Annotated in this window: 6 protein-coding genes; all 6 read right to left on the bottom strand. The window is 58.2% G+C overall.

What is annotated here, in order from left to right; genetic code table 11:
* Window positions 1-383: 383 nt before the first annotated feature.
* Window positions 384-1,655, bottom strand: a complete 1,272-nt coding sequence (locus PSV43_RS04865) for a polysaccharide pyruvyl transferase family protein (RefSeq protein ID WP_300194362.1) — start codon at window positions 1,653-1,655, stop codon at window positions 384-386.
* 12 nt (window positions 1,656-1,667) lie between these two features.
* Window positions 1,668-2,129: a DUF6210 family protein gene (locus PSV43_RS04860; RefSeq protein ID WP_300194360.1), complete on the bottom strand. Its 462-nt coding sequence runs from the start codon at window positions 2,127-2,129 to the stop codon at window positions 1,668-1,670.
* A gap of 43 nt (window positions 2,130-2,172) precedes the next feature.
* Entirely contained in the window at window positions 2,173-3,018 is an 846-nt protein-coding gene (locus PSV43_RS04855; protein WP_300194358.1) for a ferredoxin family protein, read from the bottom strand.
* 164 nt (window positions 3,019-3,182) lie between these two features.
* Complete coding sequence (locus PSV43_RS04850) at window positions 3,183-3,527, bottom strand: hypothetical protein (protein ID WP_300194356.1); 345 nt, start codon at window positions 3,525-3,527, stop codon at window positions 3,183-3,185.
* Between the two features lie 418 nt (window positions 3,528-3,945).
* On the bottom strand, window positions 3,946-5,301 hold the full coding sequence (locus PSV43_RS04845) for a sigma-54 dependent transcriptional regulator (RefSeq protein ID WP_300194354.1): 1,356 nt from the start codon (window positions 5,299-5,301) through the stop codon (window positions 3,946-3,948).
* A 288-nt stretch (window positions 5,302-5,589) separates the two neighbouring features.
* Window positions 5,590-5,778, bottom strand: a 189-nt coding sequence (locus PSV43_RS04840) for a hypothetical protein (protein WP_300194352.1), incomplete at its 5' end; no start/stop codon positions are given.

Genomic DNA, 5,778 nt, shown 5'->3' with positions numbered 1-5,778 from the left:
ACACCGCGCCCACCAGCAGCGTCTCACCGCCACCCTCGCAGCAGCCATGCGCGTCTCCAAGCCCCCACGATTAAGGATCACATGCCATCCCGCACGCCGGTCAATAGCCCCGCAGTTTCCAACGGCTTATGATATCGTGTCTCCAACTTTGTGGGTAAAGATCAGCGCGAAGTGAGGAACGAACGGAGCTACCGCTTTCGACGGTACGGAAGGCCCACGCATACCCAAAGCCTTCCGAAAGCGGCAGCCGGTAGTTTATCGCAAGCCAGCAAGCACACGAATGCCACGAGCCGCTCGAAAGCGGCAGCTCCGCGTGCCGCACTTCAAATAATCCCTCGAACTATCGAAGCTCCATCTGGATTTAGATCACACAGCGATCCAGATCACGCCCCAATCACACCCTTCAGCACCTTCATCTGCGCCGCCGCGCGTTCCTCCACAAACGCCATCGCCTTCTTCACCTTCGCCTGGGCGGCGGCGTAGTCCTTGTGGATGCCCATGAGAATCTCAAACATCTTTGTCGCTGGCGTCGCGTCAAACTCCGGTGCCCATTCTTCCAGACCGATGTCCTTGAACATCCAGCACTTCGGCGAGTGGAACTCCGAAAACGTGTGCATCATCGGCGTGCCCATGGCCAGTGCCATGATCGGCGTGTGCGGCTCATGGCAGATCACCGTATGCGCTCGCGCATAGAAGGAGCAGGCCTCGTCCACGTTCCAAAACTCATCGAAGTTCACCACATACGGCTTCAGGTCATCCGGCAGCGTGTCGTAGATGAACTTCTTGTTGTACTCCATCTCCTTGTTCACCTCGGGAGCAATGACCACCTTGAACCCGGTCTCCTTCACCCACATCGCAATCAGGTCCTGGTACACCTTCGCCCGTCGCGTATCATCAGCGATGTTCTCCGGCGTCGGGTGCAGCGGATTCAGCTTCTGTGGCCGCTTGTCATCCATCCCCGGACTGCTCGGCGAATGCGTGCGCAGTTGGATCGTGATGAACTTCTTCTCCTCCAGCCCATGCTTCTTCATCCGCGCCAGCGCCTTCGCATCATCGCGCACGTCGATGCCAAAGCACCCATCCGGCCCGAACTCCAGCACCGGCGGCTTCACACCCACATCCTGCAGCAGCTTCAGCGTCTTCGAATCACGACAGTAGATATACGCCGCACTGTTCAGCAGCGCGATGCGCTTCTCCCCATCCTTCCCCGTAACCATGTCCGGGAAATACGACTGCCCCTGCAACCCCCACGGCTTGCCGATCTTCTGGCAGTAGATCATGAAATCCGTGCTCTGCCCCATGCCCGGTCCGCGAAGGAAAAAGTCACACCCATTCACCGCCTCCTGCACCGCGCCACCTTCCTTGGAGAGCGCGCCCTTCACGATCACCAATTTCGGAAACCGCTTCATCAGCATCGCATCCACCTCCTCATTCGTGTTCATCGCCCACAGCACCACCCGCGCCTCCGGCAGATACTGCTCCAAAAACCGCAACGTCCCCGGCGTATGCCCAATATCCCCAATATTCTTCGTCGCCCACCCACATTGGAGGAGGACGGTTTTCTGTTTGTTGGCGGAAGTCTGCGCCAACGCGGAGAGGGCAGGGGAGCCGAGCGCGAGGCCTGAGGTGCGGAGGAAGTGGCGGCGGGTGTGCATGATGCTGCAAGCTCAATCGCTGTTGGCCCAAGTCAATATTCCATGTCGAGGATACGGACCAAAGCCCGTGAACATCGCTAGATCTTCGTCGTTGGATTCGTCCGCTTTAATGACCACATGAACCCAGGCCTCATGAGAATGACTGAGCTGTCTGCGGTCAACACTGATCGCCTCGCTCAACCCAGAACGTGAAAGAACGTCATCGATAAAATCAGCGTCCCCAGCGTCCAAACCAGAAGTTGCGCCAGCCCCACGATGTTTTGGCCCAACAAAGTGCTGCGTAAGTTCCAGCTCAGGAGACGAGAACTGGAAGTCTTTGAGGCCGTAATCATTTCTCAGAGGAATATACACTCCCTCAACTTGAGGTTGAATGCAGGAGGTCCCACCGGTCTGGTTGGAAACCATGACCCCACTTGTGCAGGTTAAGATGACTCCAGTGCCGATGGCATCGTAAAGTCGAAGGGTCGGTTTCATGATGTCAAATTGTGGCGGAGATCCCTTGCTCCAAGCCCACCACCTACTGCGCCGCCAACGCCGCCGCAGCCTTCGCCTTCGCAATCACCGCCTTCTTCAAAATCTCTTCCGTGCTCGGCAGACTCGCCAGCACATCCGCCGGGATGAACCCGTCACCCACCAACTTCGTCAGGCACTTCTTCCGCTCATCCAGCGCCTTGTCCGGACTGCGCTCCTTGCTGAAGCGGGACTTCGCGGCGGCGCTACGGTCTTTGAGTGCGGAGTAGATGTCGCCACCGAGCAGCGAAGAGATGTCCACCTTGATCTTTTCGCGGCCAGCTTCGTTCTCGTTAATCTCGTCGCCGTTGATCGGTCCCGCCTGATACTTGGGGAACATGATGGCGACTTCGGGGCAGACGCGGGAGCAGGCGGGGCAGTTGGTCTTGCAGTTGTCGTTGTTCTGCACCTGGATCTTGTTGTCATCGCTGACGCCATAGACATCGAACAGGCAGAAGCTGAGGCACTGCATGCAGTTGGTGCAGCGTGAGTAGTCGATGACGGGGAACCACGGCTTCCATTTGCCGGGCTCGTTCATCGTTTTCTCACCGCGTGATTTGTCCACGAGCGCCAAGATGGCGTCGGGCTCCAGCCCGGTGATGTCGCAGGTGTCGATGCTGATCTTGCCGGTGGCGTCTTCCAGCGCGGGGGCTTTGCCTTCAAAGGCACCAAGCACCAGCAGGTTGCGCTCGTCATGCGGCATGGCTGGCGCACCGAGTCCGCTGCGGGTGACGGTGTAGCCTTTGTCGAGCAGGGCCATCATAACCTTGGCACGGGACTCGGCAGGAAGCTGGATGCTGCCGCTGCCTTCGTAGAGGACGACGCGGAGCGGGCGGTGAGTGTGGGTGATCATGGCTTGGAAGGGGTCAAAGGGTCAAGAAAGGTTCAAGCGGTCAAGCAACTGCGACGGAACAAAATCGTCCTCATCCTCCTACTCGAACTCGTCCTCGATCCTTGCGTGTGAAGCGCGGATTGTTGGGACGAATGCGGCGTTCGGAGGCCAAAGCGGTCAAAGGGTCAAGCGGCGGTCAAAGCAGGTGCGCCGAGCAGCGCATCCGCGATCTCCTGCGCGGACTGCGTGCGCATGTTCAGGATTTCCGTATCGGCGGGCAGGGGAAAGCCCGCCTGCTGGAAGAGGCCTTTCACGGCGCGGGGAAAGCAGGCGGCAATGCGGAGACTGCCGCAGGAAGCGATGGCTTGCAGGCGTGGATCGCGATGCGCCGCCATCTCGCAGAGATCGGAGACGGTTTCAAAGCTGGTGTCTGAGTCGCACAGCTTCTGCAACACGTCGTTTTTCACGCCGGAAGGCACGACTTGGGCGTATGCGCAGCGGCAGTAGAGGATGGTGGCTGGAGTACTCAAAAAGGGCGTGGTGGAAGAGGTGGCAGTGTCGCGGCAGTTCGTCCGCTGTGCAACTGGATGAAAGAACGGATGGTGGGCGGTGATAATGCGCAAATTTTCGGCAAAGGAATGTCGGACAAAGGAATACGGACCTTCTGATTTTTATTCCATTGTCAGATCATTCCTCTGCCAAAAAACTGCGTGCCCATCTTCCCAAATCCAAAACCGAGCCAAGGGCAGGCTCGGTGCTTTGCTCTGCGGAGGGGAAGGGGACGGTGATTTTTTTGCAAAGGAATGTCTTGGCAGAAGAATTCAGATATTCTGATCCCATTCCATTGCTCGATATTCCTTTGCCAAAACCTACGCTTTCTTCTCCTCAAAACACAAAGCCGACCCTGCGGCCGGCTTCATGCCTTGACTAAATCTGTTCTGCGATCCTCTACGAGGTGGTCTTGCGCTCCACATTCAGCCCCATCTTGCGGTACAGCGTGGCGATCGAGACGCCGAGCATGCTGGCGGTCTTTTCGCGGGAGCCGCTGTTGTACTTGAGCGTTTCCTGGATGAAGGCGCGCTCCTGACCCTTGATGAAGTCATCAAGCGTGGAGCCGATGGGCAGCTTGGTGATGCCCTCGGTGGTGGAAGGGGTGGTGATCTCGATCTGCTGCGTCACTTTGGCCGGCAGGTCGGAGGGGCGCACGCGGTCGCTTTCCGCAAAGGCGCAGGCGCGTTCGATGGCGTTGCGCAGCTCGCTGACGTTGCCGGGCCAGTTGTACTTCTCCAGGAATTCAATGGCACCGGTGTCGATGGTCTTCGGCTTGGTGTCGGTGCGGTCGGCGAGGTCTTTGAGGAAATGCTCGACGAGCGGGCGCACATCCACGCGGCGCTCACGCAGCGGCGGGATTTTGAGGGGCACCACGGAGAGCTTGTAGTACAAGTCTTGGCGGAATTTGCCCGCTTTCACTGCGTCTTCCAGCGACACTGTGCTGGAGACCACAAGGCGGAAATCCGCACCACTGGTGCCATTGCCCCAGCCTTTTTTCGACTGCGCTTCATCGAGGAAGGTGTTCAACTGGGCCTGGATACGCGCCGGGAGTTGATTGATCTCTGCCAGATGGATGGTGCCGCCGGAGACACGGTTAAAGATAGCCGTCGGGCCGAAGAGCTCGGTTTCAAGCACATCTTCTGGCATGGCGCTGCACTGCAGTTCCTTATAGGGCGCGTTGCTGCGGCGGCTGGCCTCGTGCAGCGCGCGGGCGACCATGTGCCTGCCCACACCAAATTCACCTTCGAGGAGAACCGGGCTGTCGTTATTGGCGACGCGGCGCACAATGTCAAAAATGCGCTGAATCGCGTCGCTGTGCCCGATGAGTTTCGAAGCCGAGGAGGAGCGCAGCGTGGCGCTAGGAATACTCGCAGGTGTGGCAGCGGCGACGCCGTTGCGCTGCAGGGCCTGATTCACCGTTTTGATCAGATCGCCCAGATCGAAGGGCTTCGTGAGGTAGTCGAAGGCACCCAGGCGCATGGCCTCCACGGCGGTTTCCACACTGCCATGGCCGGTGACCATGATCACGGCGGTGCCGGGGAACTGATCCTTGCACATGCTGACGAGATCCAGGCCGTTGACGTCGCCAATTCGCAAATCGACGATCACGAGGTCGGGCTGGTTGGAGCGGATGGCCGCGATGCCGTCAATACCGGTGGTACAGCCAAAAACTTGATGACCCGCAGCTTTGCAGAGCTTGGTCATGAGTTCCAGAATGGCGGCTTCGTCATCTATGATTACTAGTTTCGCCATATTATTTTCGTGAAGTAAGATGCATGTTTGATTGATAAATAGGCTAAATGTTTCGCAGGATTGCGTCAACTTTAGTTTCTCAAAAAAGAGAATTTATGTCTCGGAGACATGCTTGAGCCTCAGACTTGAGCCCTTTCAGAATGGCTGACCCGCCCCTCGAACCCTCCCAGCGCTGCCAGTCGCAATCCTGACCAGGATGTACGCGATGGCTTTCATCGTCCGCCAAGGGAGGGTCAGCGCGGTGGCGAACATCAGCGGGGTGAGTCGCAGCCGCAGGGCCATTGTGGCTCAGGGAGTCCCACCCATGAAGCCCGCCAGAATCACTTTCACCAGCCCCCGGGGCGGCAAGGCAATGAACACGAACTCCATGGCATGGCGGCCCGGGCAATCGGGCCGCTTTTTTGTCACTTCATCTATGGCATTCGTTTCTCGTGGGTTGTGGTTGTGCAAACGAACTCCATACTCGCGTCCGTCCGC

This window comes from Prosthecobacter sp., from assembly GCF_029946185.1.
In the GTDB taxonomy this organism is placed as follows: Bacteria; Verrucomicrobiota; Verrucomicrobiia; order Verrucomicrobiales; family Verrucomicrobiaceae; genus Prosthecobacter.
This window is presented reverse-complemented; position numbering and strand designations above follow the sequence as displayed.

Excerpts from the sequence above, each read along its gene's own strand:
- PSV43_RS04865 (WP_300194362.1), bottom strand. The coding sequence starts at position 1,655 with ATGCACACCCGCCGCCACTTCCTCCGCACCTCAGGCCTCGCGCTCGGC.
- PSV43_RS04860 (WP_300194360.1), bottom strand. The coding sequence starts at position 2,129 with ATGAAACCGACCCTTCGACTTTACGATGCCATCGGCACTGGAGTCATC.
- PSV43_RS04845 (WP_300194354.1), bottom strand. The coding sequence starts at position 5,301 with ATGGCGAAACTAGTAATCATAGATGACGAAGCCGCCATTCTGGAACTC.
- PSV43_RS04855 (WP_300194358.1), bottom strand. The coding sequence starts at position 3,018 with ATGATCACCCACACTCACCGCCCGCTCCGCGTCGTCCTCTACGAAGGC.